Annotated in this window: 21 protein-coding genes; 8 read left to right on the plus strand and 13 right to left on the minus strand. The window is 48.3% G+C overall.

Features of this window, described 5'->3' with window-relative positions; translation table 11 throughout:
• Position 1 precedes the first annotated feature (1 nt).
• The 9 genes from Q366_RS09745 to Q366_RS09785 form a co-directional block, all read right to left on the minus strand.
• The gene (locus tag Q366_RS09745) at positions 2-1285 is read right to left on the minus strand and encodes a DUF4857 domain-containing protein (RefSeq protein WP_035238536.1); all 1284 of its coding nucleotides are present in this window, start codon (positions 1283-1285) and stop codon (positions 2-4) included.
• Positions 1285-1956, minus strand: a complete 672-nt coding sequence (locus tag Q366_RS09750) for a hypothetical protein (RefSeq protein WP_035238538.1) — start codon at positions 1954-1956, stop codon at positions 1285-1287. The genes Q366_RS09745 and Q366_RS09750 overlap by 1 nt, the downstream gene beginning before the upstream one ends.
• Entirely contained in the window at positions 1956-2867 is a 912-nt protein-coding gene (locus tag Q366_RS09755) for an ABC transporter ATP-binding protein (protein ID WP_035238540.1), read from the minus strand. Before Q366_RS09755 ends, Q366_RS09750 begins: the two co-directional genes overlap by 1 nt.
• Positions 2864-3127 carry a hypothetical protein gene (locus tag Q366_RS09760; protein WP_035238543.1) on the minus strand — a complete coding sequence of 88 codons (264 nt, stop codon included), beginning with the start codon at positions 3125-3127 and terminating at the stop codon, positions 2864-2866. The genes Q366_RS09755 and Q366_RS09760 overlap by 4 nt, the downstream gene beginning before the upstream one ends.
• A 40-nt stretch (positions 3128-3167) precedes the next feature.
• On the minus strand, positions 3168-3980 hold the full coding sequence (locus Q366_RS09765) for a DUF4198 domain-containing protein (protein ID WP_035238544.1): 813 nt from the start codon (positions 3978-3980) through the stop codon (positions 3168-3170).
• A gap of 48 nt (positions 3981-4028) precedes the next feature.
• Positions 4029-4355, minus strand: coding sequence for a hypothetical protein (locus tag Q366_RS09770; RefSeq protein ID WP_035238546.1), 327 nt, complete (start codon positions 4353-4355; stop codon positions 4029-4031).
• Positions 4356-4398: 43 nt separating this feature from the next.
• Positions 4399-6891 carry a ferrous iron transport protein B gene (feoB, locus tag Q366_RS09775; protein WP_035238548.1) on the minus strand — a complete coding sequence of 831 codons (2493 nt, stop codon included), beginning with the start codon at positions 6889-6891 and terminating at the stop codon, positions 4399-4401.
• Entirely contained in the window at positions 6888-7112 is a 225-nt protein-coding gene (locus Q366_RS09780) for a FeoA family protein (protein WP_035238549.1), read from the minus strand. Before Q366_RS09780 ends, feoB begins: the two co-directional genes overlap by 4 nt.
• 193 nt (positions 7113-7305) lie before the next feature.
• A complete protein-coding gene (locus Q366_RS09785) occupies positions 7306-8340 on the minus strand; it encodes a nickel/cobalt transporter (RefSeq protein WP_035238551.1) in 1035 nt (344 codons plus the stop codon).
• A 263-nt stretch (positions 8341-8603) separates the two neighbouring features.
• Between Q366_RS09785 and Q366_RS09790 the strand changes: the two genes are divergently transcribed.
• Positions 8604-10517: a tetratricopeptide repeat protein gene (locus tag Q366_RS09790; protein ID WP_035238553.1), complete on the plus strand. Its 1914-nt coding sequence runs from the start codon at positions 8604-8606 to the stop codon at positions 10515-10517.
• Between the two features lie 635 nt (positions 10518-11152).
• Here Q366_RS09790 and Q366_RS20270 read toward each other — a convergent pair.
• Both Q366_RS20270 and Q366_RS09800 read right to left on the minus strand, forming a co-directional pair.
• Positions 11153-11944, minus strand: a complete 792-nt coding sequence (locus tag Q366_RS20270) for a nucleoside deaminase (RefSeq protein ID WP_051957956.1) — start codon at positions 11942-11944, stop codon at positions 11153-11155.
• A gap of 144 nt (positions 11945-12088) precedes the next feature.
• A complete protein-coding gene (locus Q366_RS09800; protein ID WP_035238555.1) occupies positions 12089-14812 on the minus strand; it encodes a cache domain-containing protein in 2724 nt (907 codons plus the stop codon).
• Positions 14813-15183: 371 nt separating this feature from the next.
• Here Q366_RS09800 and Q366_RS09805 point away from each other — a divergent pair, with 371 nt between their 5' ends.
• The gene (locus Q366_RS09805; protein WP_035238557.1) at positions 15184-16173 is read left to right on the plus strand and encodes a metallophosphoesterase; all 990 of its coding nucleotides are present in this window, start codon (positions 15184-15186) and stop codon (positions 16171-16173) included.
• Between the two features lie 62 nt (positions 16174-16235).
• Here the strand turns inward: Q366_RS09805 and Q366_RS09810 are convergent, their stop codons facing one another.
• A complete protein-coding gene (locus tag Q366_RS09810) occupies positions 16236-16538 on the minus strand; it encodes a DUF5320 domain-containing protein (RefSeq protein ID WP_035238559.1) in 303 nt (100 codons plus the stop codon).
• Between the two features lie 321 nt (positions 16539-16859).
• On the opposite strand from Q366_RS09810, the gene Q366_RS09815 reads away from it, so the two are divergent.
• The 6 genes from Q366_RS09815 to Q366_RS09840 all read left to right on the plus strand — a co-directional run bounded on the left by Q366_RS09815 (position 16860) and on the right by Q366_RS09840 (position 23116).
• Positions 16860-17609, plus strand: coding sequence for a DUF6125 family protein (locus tag Q366_RS09815; RefSeq protein ID WP_035238561.1), 750 nt, complete (start codon positions 16860-16862; stop codon positions 17607-17609).
• Positions 17610-17700: 91 nt separating this feature from the next.
• Positions 17701-19254, plus strand: a complete 1554-nt coding sequence (locus Q366_RS09820; protein WP_035238563.1) for an acyl-CoA carboxylase subunit beta — start codon at positions 17701-17703, stop codon at positions 19252-19254.
• A gap of 73 nt (positions 19255-19327) precedes the next feature.
• Positions 19328-19537: a hypothetical protein gene (locus Q366_RS09825; RefSeq protein WP_035238565.1), complete on the plus strand. Its 210-nt coding sequence runs from the start codon at positions 19328-19330 to the stop codon at positions 19535-19537.
• A gap of 38 nt (positions 19538-19575) precedes the next feature.
• Positions 19576-21603 carry a pyruvate carboxylase subunit B gene (locus Q366_RS09830; protein WP_035238567.1) on the plus strand — a complete coding sequence of 676 codons (2028 nt, stop codon included), beginning with the start codon at positions 19576-19578 and terminating at the stop codon, positions 21601-21603.
• Positions 21604-21719: 116 nt separating this feature from the next.
• Complete coding sequence (locus Q366_RS09835; RefSeq protein WP_035238638.1) at positions 21720-22397, plus strand: zinc ribbon domain-containing protein; 678 nt, start codon at positions 21720-21722, stop codon at positions 22395-22397.
• Positions 22398-22414: 17 nt separating this feature from the next.
• A complete protein-coding gene (locus Q366_RS09840) occupies positions 22415-23116 on the plus strand; it encodes a Fic family protein (RefSeq protein ID WP_035238569.1) in 702 nt (233 codons plus the stop codon).
• A gap of 47 nt (positions 23117-23163) precedes the next feature.
• Here Q366_RS09840 and Q366_RS09845 read toward each other — a convergent pair whose 3' ends face one another.
• On the minus strand, positions 23164-23676 hold the full coding sequence (locus tag Q366_RS09845) for a type I restriction enzyme HsdR N-terminal domain-containing protein (protein ID WP_035238570.1): 513 nt from the start codon (positions 23674-23676) through the stop codon (positions 23164-23166).
• Between the last annotated feature and the right edge of the window lie 45 nt (positions 23677-23721).

Consider the following 23721-nt stretch of genomic DNA (forward strand, 5'->3'; position numbering starts at 1 on the left):
CCTAATCACTGATAGTTGCGATAACCATGGCAACCAGTCCGTAAAGCCCGGTCAGGGCCACCGTGGCTGTCCGCATACCCCGGGGCCATTGGCCTGTAAATATTTTTGCACCACCGGCAAAGAGCAGTGCACAGATGCCCATGCCGGACAAAGACCATATGGTGCCGGGCACGAGCCTGGCCTTGACATACCTGCTGTCCGGGGTGGGGCCAAGTGCCAGGGCAAAGGGAAACAGCAGATTCCGGAACCGGGTCGCGGGTGTGGCAGTGGCCCTGGACATGGTGTGCTCATAACGTTTAACCGGAGAAAAAGAGTCGTCCAGGAGAACTGCCCGTATCACCGTACCATCGGAATACACCGCCGTGCAGTACAAGGGATTAAAAATCAGTTTCAAGTCCATACGGTCAGGATCAAAATTGTTTAACGGCAATGGTATCAGCCGGTAGTTGTCATAGGACATAAGGCTGATGCCGCCGTTGCCCTCAAGGGCTAAACCGTAAAATTTCTTCTGGCTGTTTTCAGATACCTGGATGGCCCTGATCCTCAATTCAGGCGAAATCGGGGTTTTCTTGATCTCAGGTTTGTCATTCACCCGTTTGACATGAAAAACATGATAATCGCGGTCCACAATGAACACACCTTCGTCAAAGGGTTTAAGCACCGAAAATTTACCGTTCACAGATCTGGCAGGGAATTTAAATCCCTTTTTTTTAAGGGTATAGGTGTACATTTTTGTGAACACCGGATCCACAGCATTCTCATCGGCATTGATGAACTCCATATCACTGTCAGTCATGCGGAACCGGTCTTCGGGAAAAACTAGCCTGGCCTGGCCCGGGTTGGATTCCAGCAGGGGGTAGAACGGCACATGGGGGGATTTTTCAGCAAGATCTTTGGCCTTAAGCTCAAGAACACGGCGCTGGGCCTTGATCGTTATTTTATCAAAGGTCTGTCCGTTCAGGGTTATGGGCAGAAGGCCCCGGATCTCCATGTTTTTATAGTAGATAAACGGCAGATGGCGTTCAAAGGTTTTGCGGGGCACATAGGTGCCGTCCGCTTTCATATAAGCCTGGTTGCTGTGGTGGTCCAAGGCAAATCCTTTGGCAGGGTCCGGCACCTTTCCCACTATTTTTTCCATTAGAATAAAGTCCTGGCTCACAGGGCTGTAGAACAGATGGGTTTTTTCAACTTCATCCATAAAAATTTTGTCATACAGCATGGGCAGATATACCGCAGATACCAGGATGACCAGGACATAATAAACGGCCTGCGCTTTGGGATTCATTATCCTACCCTCCTGCAGCGAAATCTGAATACCGGTAAAAGCACTGCCAGCATCATCAACCCCAGGGGTACACTGAGCAGTGCCAGACATGGTTCGTATGCACCGGGGTCAACAGTTTGCAGGTAAAGCCCTGTGATGCCGGCCCCAATGAGCAGGTTGACTGCCTTGAGCCGGAAATTGGGTTCGAGCAACGCCAGTGCCATGCCAAGATAGGCGCCTGCCCCGGCCATGGTCCAGGGCAGGGCGGTGAGCAAACTGATTTTTATACCCTGCCAGGGAAAGAACAGGCCTGTAATCAGGCCAAGTCCGAAAAGGTCGGCCAGGGCCATGGCGCAATAAACGGTCAGCCCCACCAGAAGATGAGTCAGGGCCACAAACCCAGGAGGCACAGGCAGATGAAGGGAAAGGCGGAACCGCTCCCCCCACATTTCAGGAAGAAACTGAAAACAGGCAATCAGAATACCGGATAAAAGCGGGATATTTTTTAAAAGGCCAAAATGGATCTGGCCCAAGTGAAGTACGCGATACCACACCACCTCCGGGTGGTCCAGCATAAACAGCCTGCGGGTGGCAACATAGAGGTATAAAAGAATACAGATGTGGGCAGCGATCACCAGTAAGCCGGGTCCGCGGATTTTGAAAAATTCTTTTCGGAAAATGGCCTGAATCATTAATACCTCCCCGTGTATCCGATGAATGCATCCTCAAGGCTTAAGGGAATAGTCTCAAGCAGGTTCCCGGGAATGTCTGTATTTTTAAGCGCATTTTCCAGTTCCCGGACCGGGGTGAACGTAAACAGATCCCAGTGATCCTTATGAATTTCAATATTTTTGAGCATGGGGCAGGCAGACAGCATCTGTTCCCGGTTCATGCCGGAGGTGCTGCCATTGGCTGAAACCGGCAACCGGAAGCAGGAAAAATCAGTTTTAAACTGCGCCAGGGAGGTGGTCATCAAATTTCCGCCGCGTTCTAGGAAGATCGCCTCATCTACAAAATTTTCCATATCCTGGATCACATGGGAGGTTAAAAATACAGTGCGGTTCCCCTGGGCCAGATAGTCGCGCATTTCATCCAGAAACAGCCGTCTGTATCCGGCATCAAGCCCGATGGAATAGTCATCAAGGAGCAGCAGTTCAGGCTGCTGGGCCATCAAAAGTCCCAGCACCACCTGGGAACGCTGGCCGCAGGACATCTGCCGGATCAGATGGCCTGGTGAAAGTCCAAGCTTTTTCACCATCCGGTAGTAAATGCGTTCATCCCAACTGGGATAGAAAGGGGCATAAAATTTTTCAATCTGACGGATGGACATGAATTCATAGGCCAGATGGCCTTCAAACAAAAGGCCGATGCGGGCCCTGGCGGCCGGCGTCAGTGCATGGGAGTCTTCACCGAACACAGTACACCTGCCGGATACCGGCCTGAGAAATCCCATTAATATCTTAATCAGCGTTGTTTTACCCACGCCGTTTTTTCCCAGAAGCCCATAAATTTTTCCCGGCGTAATGGAAAAGTTCAGGTCTTTGTAGATATAGCGTTTGCCGTATCTATGGCTAAGATGTTCAACATGAATTACAGGTGTCATATGGCATATTCTGGCAGGCGTCTGCAGCGGGCGGCAGAGGCCGCTTTTATGTTAAATATTTTTAGGATATAAGGAAAGTGCCGGGCCAGTTGGGAAATAATGCGATCCTGAAGGATGGCAGAAAGGTAAGGAAACTGGGAAACTGTGGTCCGGCACTTGTATTGATTTGCAGCATCCGGCAGTTTTGGCGCGTATATAATGGCCCCGGTCATGGTTATCGGTTTTACAATCATGGTCAGGGCCATTGTAACAAGCCGCATCTGATTCGTGTATGCCTTAACTGCTGAATAAAATAGGCATTTATTTCATATCCACAGCTGTGATCCAGATCACGGCGTCCCTGGAGCACTCTTTTCCTTTATAGGAACCTTCCGGGTCCAGGCCAAGGGCGGCAAATCCCCACCATCCGGCCTTGGGAATGCCAAAGGTAAATACGCCGTTGTCATCGGCAAAAATGGTCTGCAGCACAAAGGCGTCCTGGGGGGCAACTGCCGAGGCTTGCCTGGCAAATGCTTTTTTATCCAGCAAGGGCTTATGGTTCATGAATTCGATCTCAATTTCGGCGTTGGGAACAGGTTTGCCCTTGAACAGGACTTTGCCCTGAAATACATTGCCGGTCCAGCGGTCATAGGGTTTGCAAAGGGGGACGATTTCGCAGTCAAGACCTACAGGTTCCATCCAGGCACCGGGCTCTCCGCCTACATTGACGATCACTTTGGTGCTCTGCTGGATATAGGCATCTTCTCCAGCCTCAAAATAGGGTGCCGGTACCAGGCAGAATACATGGTCCCCCCCCCTGGCTGTATACTCGGTTTCATATGCTTTGCCGGAATTGGTCAGGCTTGTCCAGTTAATCGGGGTAAGGGTGGACAGCAGATCCGTTTTCTTGGGTTCGTTTTCCCCCCTGGAGCGGACAACGAAAAATTGTTCCGGACTTCCCATGTCCATGGTGTGACCGGCTTCAAATGGGTGGGTGAACACCAGAGCCAAAGGGATTTTCCCTCCCTTGGTAAGGGCTGCTTCAGGCGTATAAATCATCTGAAAGTGAGCAAATGCCGGTACCGTAAATGCCAGGATCGCCAGGGTGCTGATGGTGGTGATAACATGTTTCATCTTCAAAATTTTCTCCTTTTTAACGTTTTTGAGTATGCAGTGGCCGGGCTATTCGGTGATTTCCTTGCCGTCCACGGTAATTTCATGCCCTTCTCCGGCGTCAAACGCTACCTTGTAGTCGCCTGCGGGTTTTTTAAATGTAAACTCACTGTCGTCATCCATTTTGCCATTGATCAGCATCTTTCCGGTACCGTCTTCAACACGTATTTCAACGCCTGCGGCAGAAGATCCGTCGGAAAATCCGCCTTCGCAGGTTACACTTCCGTCGCCATTGTCATAGCAGGAACACAACGGGGTATGGGCCTGGCAAACCGGGGTCAGAAAGAATCCAAACACCATGGCAGCAAAGATTAATACAGATACTTTCAGTTTCATTTTTTTCTCCTTGTAAATTTGTAAAATTGGCCCGGCAGGCCATTCAGGCAATGGCCTGCCGGACAGGGTCAAATTCTGATTTTGTTTTTATAAAGCCTGTGGCAATGGTTGTGCCCAGGGCCATTGCGTAAAAGACCCCCATGGCCTGGAGCCCGTTTAATCCCAGAAGGGTGCCGCCGGTAAATATTAACGTGGCCGCACTGATGCCCAGCACCATGGGATAAAACATGCCGAACAGCATCCACTTGACAGATCCGGACTGGAGTTTAACGGCAATGGAGGTGGCCAGGCACGGCGGGTAAAGCACCATGAACATCATCAGGGCCAGGGCATGAAGCGGCGTAAACCCGTCTTCACTTTTGGCCATGCGTGATTCCAGGGAGCCGTCTCCGCCATCATCATTCTGTTCATACAAGGCGCCCAGGGTGGCCACAGCGCTTTCCTTGGCAGCAAAGGCTGACAGCAGCGCCACATTGACCCGCCAGTTAAATCCTGCAAATTGGGTTACAGGTTCCAGGGCGCGTCCCATTTTGCCCAAAAAGCTTGTATTAATTCTTTCCTTGCGCATTTCCCGCAGCAGCCCTTTCCGGGTTTTAAACAGCTTTTTAAAGGATTTGTTTACCTTTCTGGCCACCTTATCCTTGCCGGGCTGGGCAATGGAAAAAAATTGCGGATTTATCTTCCGGTACTTTGCATTCAGGGCATCCGTGGCTTCAGGACCCTTTGCCAGCATCTTTTTATCCTTGTAGCTTTCCCAGTAGAGCACCATCTCCATAAGCTTGGCCCCGGCAAGTACTTCGGCGTAGGGCGTATGGGCAATGCTGTTCCTGAACTGGGTAATGGCCTTGTCTCTTTGGGCCTGAAAGTCAATTTTCCGCTGGGGTGAAATGCCGGGGAACTGCAAAAGGATAAAGATCACCACGGCCAGTGCCACCACAATGGAGGTGATTTTTTTGATGAACATCCATACCCGTTCCAGGGCCCGGCCCACAACCCCCCTGAACGTGGGTAAATGGTAGGGGGGCATCTCCATGACAAAGGGTGAGATGGGTTTGTCCTTGAGTACGGTGGTGGTCAGGAATTTGGACACGGGCAGTACCATTAAAAGGCTGATGGTGGAAATATAAAACATGGCCAAACCCTTGTGGGCGGCAAAGTAAATATTGATCAGCAGCACATAAAGGGGGACCTTGGCCAGGCAGTTGAGCATGGGAATGATCAAAATGGTGGCCAGCCTGGACCGCTCATCCGGGATACCCTTGCAGGACATGACACCGGGCACGGCACATCCGCCCACATAAATGCCGCCAAGCACCATGGGCAGGGTGGACTGGCCGTGAAGGCCGTACCGGCTGAACAGCCGGTCCATGATAAATGCCATTCGCGGCATGTAGCCGCTGTCTTCCATGACGGCGATCAGCCCGAAAAGAATAAAGAAAATAGGAATGTAGTTGAGCAGGGCATTTACCGAATCCATCAGCCACAAAGCAAATGCCGAGATCAGGGGTACATCAATGAAGCCAGGGTCCGGGACCATGGCGGCCACAACCCCCCGAAGCTTAGCCAGAAGCGGCCAGGTGTAGTTGGTCAGGTTGTATCCCTGGACAATGGAGAGATAATAAAGCAGCCAGATGACAGCCAACAGAACAATGGGCCCCATGAATTTATGGCAAACCACGGCATCAATCCGGTCAGACATGGGTTTTTTCTTTTCAGCCGGCAGGGTCAGGCAGCCGGCAGCCACCTTGTCGGCTGCCGCATATCTGGCCTGGGCCACGGCAAGCGCTGTGTTCTGGTCATATTCCGCTTCAAATTGATTTTTCAAGCCATCCACACGGTCAAGGATTTTTGTGCCCTGGACACCTTTTTCCCTGATCAGTTTCCGGATCTCTTCATCCCCTTCCATGAGTTTGATGGCAAGCCAGCGGGCCGGATATGCTTCAAGGTCACCCGTATCCTGCCGGATCATTTCACAAATATTGTTGATAAAGGCTTCCATGGGGCCGTAATCCACCTTGAACCGGGCATGGAATGATTTTTTGCGTCCAGTGTCTGTTATGGCGTCAAACAGCTCTGTTTTTCCCAGGCCCTGTTTCATGGACGTGGCCACCACAGGCACACCTAAAATCCGGGTCAGTTTCTCTATATCTATGGTTACGCCCCGGTTTTGCGCCACATCCATCATGTTCAGGTTCAGGATCATAGGGTTTTCCATCTCCATGACCTGGAATGTCAGGTACAGACAGCGCTTGATATTTGAGGCGTCCATGACATTGACCACGACATCGGGTTTGTCATTGAGGATAAAATCCCTTGATACCCGTTCTTCCGGGGAATAAAAGGTCAAAGAGTAGGTGCCGGGAAGATCAACCACGTCCACCCGGGTCTCCCCATATTTGTACCACCCGGACATTTTGTCCACAGTGACCCCGGGATAGTTGGCCACATGCTGCTTGGCCCCGGTCAGGGCATTGAAGACCGTTGATTTCCCGCAGTTGGGCTGGCCGGCCAGGGCGACTAATAATCTGTCTTTCATCTACGTTCCACCTCAATAAACCGGGCTTCATCATGGCGCAGACTGATGAAATAACCGTCGATTTCCACTTCCATAGGGTCTTCAAGGGGGGCGTTGCGGACCACGTTCAGGATGAGACCGGGATAAATACCCATATCCATCAGACGCTGGCCCAGTTTGTCCCTGATGGATAGTTTTTTGATTGTTCCGCTGTTGCCGGGTTTAAGTTCATCCAGTGTCATAATCATCCTTTCACTTAAATATTTTTTGTTTTTAAACTTTCTAAAATAATGAAATCTTGTTTTTTAAACGATATATACTGGGCAAATAAATTATTTGTTAGCTTGATCTAATTCACAAACGAATAACTTATTTTCATTTTTTAAGCTTTTTGTCAATTGTTTTTTAAGATTTGTGAGAGCGGGAAGTACGTCTTTAGGATTTAAAAATTGTGAGAAGAAGCATAAGAGATATGGCAGAAAGAATTAAACCTGCCAGGGCTTCAAGTATATCTCCTGCATTTTTTGCAAAAGAGGAACGCCGGGGCAGGGGGGCAAGAAGGGCGGCTTTCCCGGCCATGGCAATTATAACGACCAGAGACAGCGTTGCTGCCATACCAAGGGAGACGGCACAGGCCAGCATAATGGCTAACCCGGGTAATCCTAAAGACAGGCAGAACAGAACCGCTAAAACAACGCCGGGGCAGGGAATCATGCCCATGAAAACGGCGGGCAGCATGGACCTGGCATCCAGGGTTGCCCTGATCTGTTCAACAGACGTATCACTCACCGGTTTAAATTTTTTCCATACCGGCAGTTTGCGCAAAAAAAGAAACAGGCCCAGAATAATAATCAGTGAATAACTTGCAATCTGGGTGGTCCGGGTGATCGAAGCAAGGGTGCCTGAAATGGATGTCTGCAGGATAAATTTGACGCAAAAAACCAAAGCCGCTCCGGACATCCCATGGCTGACGGCCAGGATATTGCCAAAGGCAAGGGCCTTGGGAAGTGTGGGCTTTATCGAGATAATATAGGACAGGGCAAGGGCCTTGCCGTGGCCGGGACCGGCAGCGTGTACCATCCCGTATACAACGGCCGCTGCCAGAACCCACAACAGGGGGGCCACTTTCCCGGTATTTTTTGCCTGCCGGATCAGGGCCGTCATTTTTTCCTTGATTTTCATCTGGAAAAAGATGATGCGTTCTACAATACTTGAGCCTGGGATACTTGAGTCCGGGGCGCCTGAACCCGGCGTTTGGGATATGGAAACTTCCGGTGCCGGTTGCAAAGAATCGTCCTGGTGCTGGGGAGAAGGATTGGTATTTTTCCGGGTAAACGGGTTGGCCTGGGCTGTGCCGGACGTGACCCCAAAAAGGCCCCATGCAATACCGGCTATAATGAGAAAAACAGGCCAGAACCGCTTGGGAAAAGGTCTGTCCGGGCCTAGGATGTCAGAAATATCAGGGACCATAAAAGGCTTATAGGGTATGGCTGTTGTTTTTTCAAGATCTTAAAAATTTAAGTTTATTTAAAAAGCCCATTGTCTGTTTTTATATCAGTATGTTATTAGAGTCGTGGAAGTTTATATTGCCGGTTACCCCATGGGATGATTGTGTACGCACGGGCGTTCCCCGTTAAATATCATTACCGTTGAACATAATTGCCGTTGAGCATAATTATTGATTGATGAATAATACCCGTAAATCATTAAACAAAACCAAATAAGGAGAGATTATGGGACTCAAAGAAGAATTGGAAGAGAAAGCGGAAAGCTGTGATTCACCTGAAGAATACATTGGTGTGGCCAGGGAAATCGTAGCAGGTCTGGATGACAAGGACTGGGCCGTTGAGCTGATGGAAGAGGGTGCTGAATGGGCACAGACCTATGATGAGGCCGTGGTCTATGCCGAGGCAGCCAAAGAGATCATTGGTGATGATGACGTGGTGGGCAATTTTCTTTCCAACGCCAAAATGCTGTGCATGAGCGCTGCAGATTTCATCGGCCTTGGCGCTGCTGCGGGCAAACTTGGCCTGGATGATACGGCCAAGGAGATGAATGAAGCGGCCATGGGTAAATGCACCAAGCTCACCGATTTTCTTAATCTGAGCAATGAGCTGGCCAAAACCGATCCTGACATGGCCCAAAAGGTCATGGACAAGGCCTTTGAAAAATGTACAAAACCAGAGGATTTTATATCGTTTGCCAAATCCATTCTGGACAGTACCAAGGATAAGGACAAAGCCAAGGAAATTTACGAAAAAGGCATGGCTGCCGCCACCACGGCTGACGGATTCAGCGCCCTTGCCGCAGGGGCCATAAAAGATCTGGGTGATAAGGATTTTGCCCGGGCCATTTATGAAAAGGCGGTTGCGTCCCTGGAAAAAGGGGATGAGCTGCTCAAGTTTGCCGTGATCGTCAAGGAACAGCTGGATGACAATGAGTTCACCCTGTCTATTTATAAAAAAGCCGAAGCCCAGTATACAAAGTTTGATGAATACCTGAAGCTGGCCAAAGCAAGCTTCGAGAATACCGGTGACAAGGCTTTTGCCTCAGGTGTGTACCAGAAAGCTGCCGCCACCAATCCCGACTGCGTCCAGCTGGTTTCCCTGGCCCTGGCCATGGCCAGGGACTTAGGTGATACAACTGCAGCCCTGCCCGTATTGAAACAGGCCCAGGCCGCCGTGAAAAATAATGAGGAGTTCCTTAAAACCGCTGAAGCCATTCTTGAAGTGGCCAAGGACGACAAAGCATGGACCGACGCCATTGCCTTCCAGAAAGCCAAACGTGAAGAGTTCGGCAAACTTTACAATGATTTTGCCCTGCGTGAAAACGAGTGTAAGAATTGTTCCCCCATGCGTGTACTGGCTGCTGAGGTAGTTAAAGAGACCGGCGATATTTATTATGCAGCCAAACTGTACAAAAAAGCCCAGGGCCTTACCATTCATTTCAGCGATTTTATCAAACTGGCCGCTGCCATCCATGCAGATCTCAATGATGCGGAATGGATCAAAGAGATCTATACGGCACTTCTGGACAAATGCAAAAGCTTTGGCGATTACAACACCTTGACCAATGCCATCCAGAATACCCTTGGGGACGGTGCCTGGGTAAAAGAGATTTATGCAGGCATAGAGAAAAAGGCTGCGGGCAACGCAGATCTCATGAAGCTTGCCGCTGTGGCCATTGAGAAGTTCAATGACAAGGCATGGGCCAAAAAACTTGTGAGTGCTGCAGGAAGCAAGGCCAAGACCGTTTATGACTTTACCTTTGCAGGCAGTGCTACCCTGAACCTGCTTAAAGACAGGGACGGTGCTTTGGCGCTGTATAAATCCGCCGAAGGCCTTTGCCGCACCAAACAGGATTATGCCGGTCTGGTGGCATTGGTTAAACAGCAGACTTCGGACAAGGCCATCCTTTCAGAACTGCTGGACCTGGGCCGCCAAAAACTGACCGAATTCAGCGATTTGATCTTCCTGGCTGAATCTTTTCTGATCGACGCCCAGGATGCCGAGAACGCGGCGGTTGTGTATGAAGATGCAGAACGCAACGCTTTGACCAATGACGCATTGTCCCAGTTAGGCACCAGCGTTTCCGGTCGTCTGGGTGATGCCAAATGGGCATCCCGTATTTTGGCAAAAATAAAATAAAGTTATGTCGATGAAACTTTTTTATTGACAAGTTATAAAATTATGGTAGGTTGTCTTTAACGCCAATTTTTAAATTAAAAACTGGCTCCATAACCTCCTTATTATCCTCAAGAAATCAGCCGCCGGATTTGCCACCCGGCGGCTGATTTCTTTTTGCCTAATGATTTCAAGTGGTTTTGCTTTTTGAATTTTGGCTTTCACGGTGATCATGTCGTGAAAGTAAGGCCTTTTTAGTAACTTCTCAATAAGTGGGGGTAAACATTATTTTATATTTATTTCAACATGTTAGACTATATGGTGCTCACCCGCTAATACTTTGAAAAAGAAAAAAGTATTCGCGGGTGAGCACCCACGCGCGGATATGTAACTCAATTCAATCCGCTACAGCCAAACAACGGATATCCGTACTTCCAGAACCTTAACTGCGAAACCATTGCCTCAGACGAGAACGACGCTTCGGATTCCGATTTTTTAGAAAAGAAGTAACCGGATGACCAAGTGTAACATTCGTTAACACCTTTTCGATATTATGTCCTCTGACCCGAACACCGTCTTTGTTCTAAGTCAAAAAAACGCCTGCCGGGCCTGTTTGAGCCTGGCAGGCATCAAGAATAATACTTAATATTATTCAACACTTAACTTTTTGGCTTGATACAGATAGTCGGGATTCCAGGACGAACATTTTTCAATGTTTCCTGCGCGTGTGCCAAGATACTCAGGTTTTCTTTTGGATATTTTAGCTGATAATGGTTCAGTTGATTGACGGCCTGAGTAAAAATTGACTTTGCCTGGTCTGTTAATAAAAATTTGGTAATGGAACCACCGGTTTGCTTATATGCATTATCCAGCATATCACAATAGTTAGATTTACTTCTCTCAGAGATTACCTTCCGTGGATAAGGCTCATAACCATTTTCATTCCACTTCTTACTATCCAGAGATAAACGTTCCAGAGCTTTACCAAAGCCGGGGTCGGTTTGTCCGTACACTGTTTTATATAAGCTGCATAATACCATCATTCCGCTGCATTGCGCACATGGTTCCAAAGTAGTGTAAACTGTGTACCCTTTCAGGGAGTAGCCGCCCTCACGATTTAAATAGCCCATCATTAAACGCACCTCTCCATGCTGGGTACCGTTCGACAAGGCAGAATTACAATTTCTCGCCCAATTCACAATCCGACCGTCAGGAGCCACCAGAATAGAACCGATATTATGTCCGCGTTTGTTTTCTTGTTTTCCATCCTGCCAGTCATTAAGCACAACCCCATAGGCCGTTAGAATGTAAATTTCATCACGTTCTTCCTGTACTTGAGGTGTAACCTTTGCTTCAACGAAAGAATATTGGGCTACCTCTACCTGAGGAGCACAGGAAACCAAAAACATAAGCAAAAGAAATAAAGATAGCATTCTTGCTTTCAACTTCATAAAACATCCCTCCTTTTCTATATTAAGGCCATCACAGTAAAAACACCTTTGGAAATGAACTCCGCCTATTTCGTATCATTGAGCTAAATAGATGTCTATCAGGGAAACCCTTAGTTTTTGAGATTTTTTTATGTTGCTTGGGAATCAAAAAAAAATACTTTTATCAGGATAGGGTTCAGGTTTCCCGTGATAATAACCCTGCTGGTAGTCAATACCGAGGGATTTGGCCTTGACCGAAAGGTTTTTATCGGAGATAAATTCTGCAATGGTCTTCATTTTAAGCTTGTTTGCATATGAGACAATGGAGTTAACAATATCAACGGCCCGCTCATCCTTTGTGATCAGTTTAATGATACTGCCGTCTATTTTAATGTAGTTGGCTTTGATTTTGAGCAGGTAATCAAAATTGGAATATCCTGTGCCAAAATCATCAATGGCAATTTGGGCCCCTGCATGTTTAAATCTGGTGAGAATTAAAGTCGCATCAGCATATGAAGACAAGCTTTCCGACTCAACGATCTCAAGTATCATGCGGGACATAACATTTCTCTCAACAGCATAGTCATGGATGAACGCCATGGTTTCATTGTTTAAAATGTCTTCCGTTGAAATATTGATACTGAAGTTACTATCATCGTCGGCAAAGATGTCTATGGCTTTTTTTGCTATAATTTTAGTCAGCGTCGGATAGAATCGCGTCTGCTTGCTGATATCAAGAAACGCTGCTGGTGAAATAACTCCTCCATTCGTGTCAATAATGCGCATAAGGCTCTCATACTTGGGTATATCAGCTCCGATTATCGGCTGGAAAAAAGGCACAACACGGTCTTCATCAATGGCACTGGTGAGCATTTTTACCACCCGGATATTCTGCTCATAAATTTTGCTGTTATCCACCTTAAGCGGATCATATGCGTAATGCCCGATGTTATTGGCTTTTGCAAACTGAAGTGCGGCATCTGCATGGGCCATGATGTGATCCGAACCATGGGCATAACCTGTGATGGTACTGACCATCAGCTCTTTTTCACCGATCATGAACGTCTTTTTGGTAATATCTTTAACCGCGGTTTCAACGTTGATGATAAAAAGGTTTTTATCGCTTTGGGATGAAAATACGGCAAATACGTCAGAGTGAAGCCTGTAAACAGAATACCGGTACAGATGAATACGTTCGGCAAGTCTTAACGCAAACTCCTTAAGCAGTTGATCCCCGATTTTCATACCATATGTCTCGTTGATCTTATGAAAGTTGTCGATGTCAATAAGCGCCAAATCAGCAGACGTGGAATTTTTTATCTCCATGAGCAGGCTGTTTCTGTTGTTCAGCTCGGTCAACGGATCATAATTGAGATATTTCTGAAGCTGTGATTTATTTTCAAATACTTCAGTCACATCGTGGCTGATTGAAACATACTTAATGACTTTGCCATCTTTATTATTAAAAGGTACAATAGTCGTTTTCTGAAAAAAGTATCCACCGTCTTTTTTAAAATTTTTAATAATCCCGCGCCAGATCTCACCCCTTTTAATGGTTTCCCATAATTCCTGGTATGTTGATATCGGGTTGTCCGGATGGCTGAGCTGATTATGGCTTGAGTACAGCAGATCTTCCTCATTGAACCCTGTGACCTTGCACATCTGATCATTTACATGAATGATACTCCCGTTCAGGTCTGTGATGCAGACGATGGCGCTTGTATCGATCACTGTTTTATACTGAATCAAGTCACTGAGAAATATTTCCTGCTCCTGTTCGATGATCCTGATTCTTTTATAAATAAAGAGTGCAACCCCCAGCGTAAACACAAAAAGCAAGATGATAATAACGCTGTTTTTTATGATCTCCGGCCGGAGAAGAGCGCAGCTTATTCCCTCCACGGTTCTTACAAGTTCGTAGAAATTTTCAAAATAAAATCCTGAGCCTACAATCCAGTCCCAATCCGGGATATATACCAGATAAGATATTTTTTCTGCCGCTTTTTCCTGTCCCGGAATATTCCAGGAATACGTGCTGAATCCACTGCCTTTGGATGTTGCGATATCTACAAACTCTTTGATGACCAGTTTATCGTTTTCGTCGCGTAATGTTTTTAGATTCGTATGGTAAATATTTGAATCTATGTGAAATATTGTTTTATAATTTGTTGAAAATATCCAGAAATAGCCATAATTCTGATAGCCGAACCGCTCCCCGGCTATAAATCCCAGGACCTCCTGTTTGCATAGTTCATCCAGGCTGTCGATATAGTATCCAGTGCCGATAATGATATCAAAGGCCGTGTTGTATATGGCATATCCCAGCTTTTTGTAGCGTTTGTGATCCTTGCCCGGTTTGTAAAACATATACTCCCCCATGGCTGTGCCGCTGGTTTTAACTTCTTCAAGAAATGTCATTAAATCCGGGAACTCTTTTTTCAGGGAATCAATATTTTTGCCCACAAGTTCAGATCGTGCTCCGTGATGCCTGATGGTGCCATCCCCGGATATTATGTAAAAATAACCGGATTTATTGGCCCAGTTAAAAGAGGAAATCATGTTGTTTATATGCGTTTTATAATGGTCTTCCTTATGGTTCACGTAGACATTCTGAATGAAATCCTCTGCCGAACGTACCTGGTCTTTCAGATTTTGCTGGGCCCCTTTGATTACCGTTTCCCTTATGGCATAGATTCGCTTGACCAGTCGTTCAACTTCGTTTTTGATAAGCTCTTTTTGTTGATCAATATAAAAGGTTCTAAGCCCTTCCTTATTTTTCTCACTGAATTTTGTGAATATGCTGTGCATATTCCACAAAATGATCACGGAGAATACAGATGCGATGGCAAGCGCTGTAAATAAAGTGATGTTTGAAATTTTAGTTTTCATTATGGCTGCCTCTCCATTTGCCTGAATATAGAATGAATTACCCTGGATGTTTGGATGGCGGATCGGAACTTTATTCTTTTTAAAAAGATTAGGATAAGAACTTCCGTTTTGTCAAGAAAACTATGAAAGATTATAGAAATTCCAACATAAGGCTTTGATCAAACGAAAGCACAGCATCAGGGGGGGCGCATATTTTTTATGAGACTGGATACCTTTAAACGAGCCGTTCAAACACTAATTAATCAAGCACTAATTAAATAATATTGCTTCCCTGACTTTATTTTAACACCGTTCAATAATAGTCCCTAAACGGAGAATCGGGTTGAATTATCCGACAAAACAACAAAATTTCAATATCAGGGAGAACCGCCATGAACCAGAACCGTCGTCAATTTCTTGGGGCCACAGCTGCAACAGGCGTGGCCCTTGCCGCAGGGCTCACCTTTCCGGGAACAAGCAGGGCCCTGGAAGAAAAACCCATGGTAAAAGCCGGTATCATTACAGACATGCATCATACCAGCAAGGCGGATACGCCAACCCGCAAATACTCTGCATCTCTTTCAAAAATGGAGACGTTTATTAGCTCAATGAAACAGGAAAAACCTGATTTTGTTGTAGAGATGGGAGATTTTGTGGATACCCTGGCGCAAGGCACTGATCCAGCCAAAAATCTTGGAGAGATCGAAACCGTTTTTACATCAATCGGTCCGGCTTATCACGTCCTTGGCAACCATGAATTTGATAACCTTACCCGTGAGTTTGTTCTCAAGGCTGTCTCCAATACCGGCATTTCCCAGGGCCGGACCTGGTACTCCTGGGACAGTAACGGCGTACATTTCATTGTCCTTGATGCGGACTACACCCCTAAAGCCCCCCATCGTGCCTATGACATGAATACACCCGGGGACACGTTCTGGACCTGGAAAGATACCTTTATTCCGCCCCGGGAACTTGCGTGGCTGGAAAAGGATCTTTCCGCCACCACGTTGCCCAGTGTGGTCTTCACCCATCAGACCCTGGACCGTGTGGATGACCAGGACCATAATATTAAAAATGCCTCAACTGTGCGTAAAGTGCTGGAAGATTCCGGAAAGGTGATTGCCGTTCTATCAGGTCATGACCATGCCGGCGGGTATGCAAACATCAAGGGTATTCACTATATTGTCATGAACGGGAATGTGGGAACAAATGATTCACGGCCCTGGGCGGAGACCAGCAGAAAAGAGGGGTTTGACACCAGGCTTGACAATCAGTTTGCTGTTCTGGAGATATATGCCAGGGGCACAAAACAATACCGCATCAAATTGACCGGCTATGGGCGCCAGGCGTCCTATGACTTGGGTGCATTCATTAGTATTTAACTGAATTTATAGATGGTCCGGGTGAAAAGGCGTCCCCTTTTCACCCGGGGTTGTATCAAGGATTACTTGTCTTCGGACATGGGATTCAGCTGTGCCTTAATGGCGTTGAGTTCCTGTTCCAGTATTCTGGCCCTGTCCTGGAGTGCGGTTTCGTTTTCAGCCCCAGGCACAGGGCCGGCAGCGGGGCCAAGCCCGCGGCCCATACCACGGCCGCCACCGCCAAATTTCCGGCCGCATCCCCGGCCGCCGAATCCGGCCCCGTAACCGGCACCTGTGCCGGCCATATTTTGATTTGCGCAAACACCCTGGCCTCTTCCGGTCATGGGTCCGAACCCCTGTGGTCCTCTCTGATTAAAACCTGGCATGATAATTCCTCCTTATATCTATGTTTTGGTCATTTGATCATAAATATAGAGCTGCCATGTGGCGCTGTCAAGGAAAATAATGGTCAAATGATCATTATTTTTTTAATCAGCCTTAATATAGGAGGATTCAACGTTCCCGTTTTTTTTAAAGCGTTAAAACGTGACACTATGATTTTGAATTTTTTACCAAAAATCAATGGATTCTATAAACTTCTCCTTTAGTTTATGACATGGAATGGCTGACGGGTCAGGAAAGTATCTTGACACAGGAGACGACTTTGAGTAGTTTGTGTGAAACCGTATAACGAAGGAGGTCGATTCATGCAAGATTCCACTCCGTTTCAAGCCCGGGACCTTACCCCTGATATGCAGAAAACCCAGCTGATCGACATGTTCACCCGTATTGTTGTCCATTACGGTCTCTGGTTCAATGAGGTCCAGCACCAGATGGGCATGGAAAAGGCACTTACCGCTCTGGATAAGGCCACACAATCTTCGATTTCCATTCTCATGAAACATCTGTCCCGCACCCTGGGATTTGAACTGGACCAGGGTATGCCCAAAGCGTTGATGTCACTGGATGACGCCACAACCGAAAAATTGATGGCAGCCGTGGGAAAATCCTGGCTGGCCAATGACGGGGTCTGGTTTCAGGCTGTGGAGTTCGAACACGGCATGAACGATGCCAAACGGTGCAATGACTCCTGCTGGGCCCGTTTCTCCCCCTTTGAAGCCCACCGCATAAAAAATATTCTGGGCCTGGGCAAACATCCGGGACTTGAGGGGCTGAAAAAGGCCCTGAATCTCAGGATGTACGCATTTATCAACCGCCAGAGCATTGTGGAAGAAACCGAGGACAGCTTTGTCTTCCGGATGAATGAATGCAGGGTCCAGCAGGCAAGGATGCGCAAGGGGCTGGATGATTATCCCTGCAAGTCCGGCGGTCTTGTCGAGTACGCCCGTTTTGCCGAAGGCGTTGATGACGCAATTAAAACCGAATGTATCGGGTGTCCGCCGGATCCCCATCCTGAAACCTGGTTCTGCGCATGGCGTTTTACCCTGGCACAGTGATGTGCTAACCCCGGTGTCTCAGGGTTCATCAGTTTGAGTTAAATAGACAACGCAGTTATTCAACCATATATTTTAAAAAGAAATGCGAATTATGGGAGTCACTTCCGACAAAATTCATGAATTAAGGCTAAAAGAGAAAAAGATCAAGGCCATGGGCGGTGAAAAAGCCCTGGCCAAGCGCCGTGAAAAGGGCATTCTTAACGCCAGGCAGCGTCTTGGTCTGTTGTTTGACGCCGGGACCTTCAGGGAACTGGACATGTTCGTGACCCACCGGTGTACCAATTTTGGCATGGAAACCAAGGAAATTCCCGCGGACGGTGTAATAACCGGGCACGGAAAGGTGGATGGCCGCCTGGTCTTTGCCTATGCCCAGGATTTTACGGCCTCGGCCGGCTCCCTGGGAGAAATGCAGGCCAAAAAAATCTGTAAGGTCATGGACTTAGGGATTAAAGCTGGCGCTCCTGTCATCGGCATGAATGATTCCGGCGGTGCCCGGATTCAGGAGGGCATTGACGCCTTGTCCGGATACGGCGAAATCTTTTTTCGTAATTCCGCAGCTTCGGGTGTAATCCCGCAGATCTCGGCCATCATGGGCCCCACGGCAGGCGGGGCCGTTTATTCTCCGGCCATGACCGATTTTATTTTCATGGTCAAGGAGTCCTCGTATATGTTCATCACCGGCCCCAATGTCATTAAGGCGGTCACCGGCGAGGTCATTTCCTTTGAGGAGCTTGGCGGCGCCATGACCCATAACGAAAAGTCCGGGGTGGCTCAGTTTGCCTGTGAGTCTGATGAAGACTGCATTGAACAGATCAAGCAGCTTTTATCATTTTTGCCGTCCAACAACATGGAAGATCCCCCGATTAAACCCACGGACGATTCCCCGTATCGCATGGCCCCGGTCCTTGACACGATTATTCCGGACAAATCCAACCAGGCCTATGATGTCAAACAGGTCATTGCCGCCATTGTGGACGACGGCTATTTTTTCGAACCCCACCAGTATTTTGCCAGAAACATTGTGATCTGTTTTGCCCGGCTCAACGGCCGTCCCATCGGCATCATTGCCAACCAGCCCATGATTATGGCCGGTTGCCTGGATATTGATGCATCTGACAAGGCCACCCGGTTTATCCGGTTTTGTGACGCCTTTAACATTCCCATGCTGACCATTGCCGATGTGCCCGGTTATCTTCCCGGTTCCAACCAGGAGTGGGGCGGGGTTATCCGGCACGGGGCAAAACTTCTGTGGTGCTACGCCGAGGCCACGGTACCCAAGCTTTTGCTGATCACAAGAAAGGACTACGGCGGATCATATATCGCCATGTGTTCCAAACATCTTGGTGCGGACATGGCCTTTGCCTGGCCCATGGCCGAAGTTGCCGTCATGGGGGCCGAAGGCGCGGCAAACGTCATCCATGCAAGGGAGATAAAAAATGCCGAAGACCCGGCAGCCATGCGCAAGCAGAAAATAGATGCGTACAATACACAATTCTCCAATCCCTATTGTGCCGCAGCACGGGGATATGTGGATGCCGTGATCGTGCCAAGTGAAACCCGGCCAAGGCTCATAGATGCCCTTGAGGCCGTGGCAACCAAACGGGAATACCGGCCGGCCAAGAAACACGGAAATATTCCGGTGTAACAGCCATGGGCTGGCCTGGCAGTACCTATGCGTAATCTTTGAAACCGTTTAAAAAGCCAAGGAATCCTTTTTCATGAAAAACAAAAAACTGGCTGCTGCCATGGCTGCTGTTCACATGTATATCAGAACCGAAGAGGAGGCAGCCGTTGCAGCCATGCAAAGCCGGGCTGCGGCCAAACCTTTGGCACCGGCCCCTGTTGGACAGATGAACCTTTGGGGCCTTTCCGGACGGCAGGCGATTATGAACGGCAATGCAGTGATACGGCAAAGAATGCTGAAATGATAAAACACAAGATAATTTTATAATATATGTAGGATATTATGACCGATCACAATGAAGTTAAAATGGTTGAGATGGATTATTCCCAGGCACGGCCCAAGGCAGAAAACCCTTTGAAAATTGAGGATCTTTCCCTGCGGGACGGCCATCAGTCATTGTTTGCCACCCGGGGGCGCACCGAGGATATGATCCTTGTGGCCGAGCAGATGGATGACATCGGGTTCTGGGCCGTGGAGATCTGGGGCGGGGCCACCTTTGATACCATGCACCGGTATCTCAACGAAGATCCATGGCAGCGGATTCGCACCCTGAAACGGTATTTCAAAAAAACCCCTCTCTCCATGCTGCTGCGCGGCCAGAACCTTGTGGGACACCGTAACTATGCCGATGATCTGGCCGAGCTTTTTGTTAAAAAGGGCGTGGAAAACGGGCTGGACATCTTCAGAACCTTTGATGCCCTCAATGATTACAGAAATTTTGAGACCGTGGCGCCTGTTATCAAAGCGTGCGGTGCTCATTTCCAGGGCTGCATCTGCTATACCCTGACAGAACCCCGCCTGGGCAAAGGGGTGTATAACCTGGACTATTATGTGAAAAAGGCCAAAGATCTTGAGGATATGGGCGCTGACTCCATCTGCATCAAGGATGTGGCAGGTCTGATGTCCCCCTATGACGCCTTTGAACTGGTAAAAGCGCTGAAGGCCGAAGTCAAACCCCTGATCCACCTGCATTCCCATTTTACTACGGGCATGTCCCCCATGACCCAGCTCAAGGCGGTAGAGGCAGGGATTGACATCATTGATACCTGCATGACGCCCTATGCATACAGAACATCCCATGCTGCACTGGAACCCCTTGTGATGAGCCTTATGGGCACCAGCCGGGATACGGGATTTGATATCAAGGCCCTTACCCGGATCAATGAGACCCTGGAAAAAGAGGTGATACCCAAGTATAAGCACCTGCTGGACGACACCAGGGTTTCCCAGATCGATATCAATGTGCTTTTGCACCAGGCCCCTGACTTCATGCTCGCCAACCTGGTGAAACAGCTCCGGGAAATGGATGCCCTGGACAAAATTGATGAGGTGTACAAAGAACTGCCCAGGGTCAGAAAAGAGCTGGGCCAGATTCCGCTTGTGACGCCCACCAGCAGGATTGTGGGCACCCAGACGGTTAATAATGTGCTTTTTGACACCAAGGAAGAGCGCTACAAAATGATTACGGCCCAGGTCAAGGATCTGTGCTACGGCCTGTACGGCAAAACCCCGGTTCCCATTGATGCCGCAGTTCAGAAAAAGGCGCTCAAGGGATATGAGAGGGGCGAGGAACCCATTACCTGCCGTCCGGCCGAAGTCCTTTCACCGGAACTTGAAAAAGCCAGGGAAGAGATCGGTAATCTGGCTGTGGACGATGAAGATCTTATTCTTTATGCCCTGTTCCCCGTAACCGGCAAAAAATACCTGATGCAGAAATACGGCAGGGAACAGGTGCCTGACGCTGTCAAACCCATTACCCTGGAAGATGTAAAAAAACAGGATGATATGATTAAAAAGGCCCGGGCCGGAAAACTTATCGAGCCGGTTGCGGATCTGCCTGAAAAAAGCGAATTTGCCAGAACCTTTAACGTATTTGTGGACGGTGAATGTTTTGAAGTGGGTGTCGATGAGGTGGGCGGTTCTCCCGTGATTTCCTACGCAGCCCTTGCTGGGGCCATGCCCCTAGCACCTTCTGCCCCTGCATCCCCTGCGCTCCCTGGGGCGCCGGCAGCCGTACCGGCTCCGAAACCCGTACCACCCAAACCGGTGGAGTCAGCGCCCAAACCCGCCCCCAAACCTGCTGCGGCAGCAGGTTCCGGAACGCCTGTCAAGGCACCCATGCCCGGCATGATCGTCAAGTATGAGAAAAATGTAGGGGATACGGTGAATGCGGGCGATACCGTTGTGGTGATTGAGGCCATGAAGATGGAAAACGCCCTGCCGGCAACAGCCGGGGGAACGATTTCAGCCATCAATTTTAAAACCGGTGATTCCGTGGCCAAGGATGATATACTGGCAATCATTGAATAATTATTCCAAGATAATCTGTTAACACAGGGGGATGGTTTGACAACCATCCCCCTGTGCTTATTATGGTAGATGCTGCGGTTTTTTTGATCCGGCATAATTACTATAAGGAGAAAACAATGGCTTTTGAGACCAAAGAAGAACTGCTTGAAAAATATATTAAATTGGACAAACCCCATTGTCCCCATTGCGATGAGCCCATGACCCTGTGGGAGATTCCGCCCATTAATTTTTCCGACGGTCTGGGCTGGCAGACCCCCTATCTGTTTGTCTGTTTTAATGATCAATGCCCTTCTTACCAAAAGGGCTGGCAGCACCTGATGGAATCCATGGAAGCACCTGCCTCGTACAGATGCTTTTGCGAACCCGGTGCCGACCATTTTGAATACATGCCCGTGTTCAGCCCCATCGGCGGCACCGGTTCTGTTATGGATGATGCAGCGATTATCGCGGAAGAGGCCAAAAAAGAGCTGATGAAACAAACCTTTTCCATTCTCACTGATTATTATATTTCCAAGGATTGGGATGAGATTTTAAAGCTCTGCCTGGACCCAAAAATTCCGCCCAAGGTAAGGCTGAAAGCGGCAGAAATGGTAGGCGAGTTAGGTGATGCCACGGCTGTGGAGCACCTGATCAACCATAAGTTCCCGACCCCGGTGCTCCAGGAAGGGGTGAAAAAAGCCATTGAGCAGCTCCATGAACGCCATTTCACCCGGGAGTGCCCCTTCTGTGCCGAGATTATTAAAAACCGGGCCACGGTATGCAAACATTGCGGCAAGGATGTGCCCCGGGCATAATTGGAAACGGGCACGTTATGCAGGACCGTCATTGGGGGATGACCCCCGATAAAAACAGGGCATTGATGCACACAAAAAGAATGATGCCTGAATTTGTGTGCGACGCAGTAAACCTGGAGGGTCTGAATTTCACCATTCCTGAAATTCAGACCCTGCTTGACGGGATAACCGTTGGCGGACATAAGGTTTCGGATCAGCAGGTGGTCCTGAACCAGGCAGATGCCTGGAGATACATTTTCAGCCTGGTTGAAAGCGATACTTTTAAAGTCGATATGCTAACGGTCAATGAAATTCATAAAATAGCGGCAAAAGAAGATGCGCTGACCTGGGGAAAATTCAGGGACGGAATCGTAACCATTGCCGGCACCCCGTATACGCCACCCAGGGCAGAGCAGTTACCGGAACAGTTTGATCTGATGCTGTCAACTGCCCTTGGATATAGTGATGTGTATGACCGGGCAATCCATTATTTTTTAGCCATGGCCCGAAACCAGTTTTACCATGATGTGAATAAACGCACCGGCCGCTTCGTAATGAACGGTTTTCTTCTTCAAAGCGGATTTCCAGGGATCAATGTCCAGGCCAAACGCAAACTGGAATTCAACACCCTGATGCTGGACTTTTATGAAACCGCAAACCCGGTGCCCATGAATCAATTCATTCGGTCCTGCCTGGACACCAGAATTATTGAGGATATGAAGATTCACCCTGAATCATGATTCATGTTCTGGCGCATATGCCCGGCTAAATGCGTCCACACCATTCTTTATTTGTTGACCTTTTCCAGGTTGAACGATCTGTAGATAATCATTTCACCGCTTCTTTTGTCCGGATCAAGGACAATGGCTTCCATGTTTTTTAACAGGTCCCGGGCCTGGGAATAATCCGGGATGGCGTCAAGGCCCTGTCCGATGGTTTTTCCTGTGACGCTGTCTTTGATGATGGCGCTCCTGGCATCCGTGGATACGGCAAAGGGAATGATGTGGTCATAGATCAGCCTGGCACCGGCCAGGATTTCCCTTTCATAGGAGCCAATGGACCCTGCCACACAGGTAATGGCCATAAAGGGGCGGTCTTCCACGTTTACAATCAGATCGATCACGGACAGATAGTCTTCGCCCTTGAACTGAACGGTTAAAGGGACATCCACAAGGATATCCGTTCTGGCGTAGCCTTTGGTCAGAACCAGGAATTTTTCAAAAATCTGGCGGCTGGCTTCCGCGCCCACATTGTCGATCTCTTTGCCGGTAATATAATCAGTGATTTGATCAAGTGTCATAATTTATAAATTATTCAAGTTGTGAAATGATTAATTTTAATATTT

Origin of the sequence: Desulfobacter vibrioformis DSM 8776, assembly GCF_000745975.1 — a bacterium.
In the GTDB taxonomy this organism is placed as follows: Bacteria; Desulfobacterota; Desulfobacteria; order Desulfobacterales; family Desulfobacteraceae; genus Desulfobacter; species Desulfobacter vibrioformis.

Bases quoted from the DNA above. Each gene is read 5' to 3' on its own strand.
- Q366_RS09755 (WP_035238540.1), bottom strand. From the start codon at position 2,867: ATGACACCTGTAATTCATGTTGAACATCTTAGCCATAGATACGGCAAA.
- Q366_RS09810 (WP_035238559.1), bottom strand. From the start codon at position 16,538: ATGCCAGGTTTTAATCAGAGAGGACCACAGGGGTTCGGACCCATGACC.
- Q366_RS09800 (WP_035238555.1), bottom strand. From the start codon at position 14,812: ATGAAAACTAAAATTTCAAACATCACTTTATTTACAGCGCTTGCCATC.
- Q366_RS20270 (WP_051957956.1), bottom strand. From the start codon at position 11,944: ATGAAGTTGAAAGCAAGAATGCTATCTTTATTTCTTTTGCTTATGTTT.
- Q366_RS09790 (WP_035238553.1), top strand. From the start codon at position 8,604: ATGGGACTCAAAGAAGAATTGGAAGAGAAAGCGGAAAGCTGTGATTCA.
- Q366_RS09780 (WP_035238549.1), bottom strand. From the start codon at position 7,112: ATGACACTGGATGAACTTAAACCCGGCAACAGCGGAACAATCAAAAAA.
- Q366_RS09825 (WP_035238565.1), top strand. From the start codon at position 19,328: ATGAAAAACAAAAAACTGGCTGCTGCCATGGCTGCTGTTCACATGTAT.
- Q366_RS09820 (WP_035238563.1), top strand. From the start codon at position 17,701: ATGGGAGTCACTTCCGACAAAATTCATGAATTAAGGCTAAAAGAGAAA.
- Q366_RS09760 (WP_035238543.1), bottom strand. From the start codon at position 3,127: ATGCGGCTTGTTACAATGGCCCTGACCATGATTGTAAAACCGATAACC.
- Q366_RS09840 (WP_035238569.1), top strand. From the start codon at position 22,415: ATGCAGGACCGTCATTGGGGGATGACCCCCGATAAAAACAGGGCATTG.
- Q366_RS09765 (WP_035238544.1), bottom strand. From the start codon at position 3,980: ATGAAACATGTTATCACCACCATCAGCACCCTGGCGATCCTGGCATTT.
- feoB (WP_035238548.1), bottom strand. From the start codon at position 6,891: ATGAAAGACAGATTATTAGTCGCCCTGGCCGGCCAGCCCAACTGCGGG.
- Q366_RS09805 (WP_035238557.1), top strand. From the start codon at position 15,184: ATGAACCAGAACCGTCGTCAATTTCTTGGGGCCACAGCTGCAACAGGC.
- Q366_RS09770 (WP_035238546.1), bottom strand. From the start codon at position 4,355: ATGAAACTGAAAGTATCTGTATTAATCTTTGCTGCCATGGTGTTTGGA.
- Q366_RS09745 (WP_035238536.1), bottom strand. From the start codon at position 1,285: ATGAATCCCAAAGCGCAGGCCGTTTATTATGTCCTGGTCATCCTGGTA.
- Q366_RS09815 (WP_035238561.1), top strand. From the start codon at position 16,860: ATGCAAGATTCCACTCCGTTTCAAGCCCGGGACCTTACCCCTGATATG.
- Q366_RS09845 (WP_035238570.1), bottom strand. From the start codon at position 23,676: ATGACACTTGATCAAATCACTGATTATATTACCGGCAAAGAGATCGAC.
- Q366_RS09830 (WP_035238567.1), top strand. From the start codon at position 19,576: ATGACCGATCACAATGAAGTTAAAATGGTTGAGATGGATTATTCCCAG.
- Q366_RS09835 (WP_035238638.1), top strand. From the start codon at position 21,720: ATGGCTTTTGAGACCAAAGAAGAACTGCTTGAAAAATATATTAAATTG.
- Q366_RS09785 (WP_035238551.1), bottom strand. From the start codon at position 8,340: ATGGTCCCTGATATTTCTGACATCCTAGGCCCGGACAGACCTTTTCCC.
- Q366_RS09750 (WP_035238538.1), bottom strand. From the start codon at position 1,956: ATGATTCAGGCCATTTTCCGAAAAGAATTTTTCAAAATCCGCGGACCC.